Source organism: Alcanivorax profundi, from assembly GCF_003597125.1.
GTDB lineage: Bacteria > Pseudomonadota > Gammaproteobacteria > Pseudomonadales > Alcanivoracaceae > Alcanivorax > Alcanivorax profundi.
Map to the genome: position 1 here is coordinate 1 of NZ_QYYA01000064.1, position 591 is coordinate 591.

General features: G+C 41.1%; 1 protein-coding gene. It reads right to left on the bottom strand.

Annotated features, from left to right (window positions below):
- Nucleotides 1–591, bottom strand: a 591-nt coding sequence (locus D4A39_RS19055) for a hypothetical protein (protein WP_199699485.1), incomplete at both ends; no start/stop codon positions are given.

Genomic DNA, 591 nt, shown 5'->3' on the forward strand with positions numbered 1-591 from the left:
TTTGAATATTCTGATTGCTTACCTTTGTAAACCACACGAGCTGTTGGGTCGTACATGAGTGGAGATGGTACGAAAATAGCCTCAATGAAGCCCATGTTATCGAGTGGCTCGGTTGGACTGTAAGTGCCAGATTGAGTCACATAAACCTTTTGGGGAAGACGTGGGGCGTATGTTTTCTTTAGTTTTCGTTCTCCCTTTTTGTTTGTTGTATACCAATCTGAAGGAATTTCCTCAGAATTTACGTCAAGGATATAATCATTTATATTTTCTCCTTTATGAGGAAGAATGATGTAGCCATCATTGATATCGCTATCACCATCACCTGATGCATAGCCATCAAAGTTTCTTGGCATAATCAGACTGCCATTGATTTTGACGACATAGAATTCGTGACCGCTTAGACGGCTGAACACGACGGGATAGTACATGACTTTTGTGTTGCCATGTGATAGCTCCTCACAATAGAGCTTTTCTTCTACTGTGATTTGGCGGTTGTCTTGTTCGCCTATAGTAAGATATACGTTTCCTGTTTGAGGAATGAACTGATGAACTTTATATGGAAGTACCGATACGCCTTTCTGCTGGTTCAGG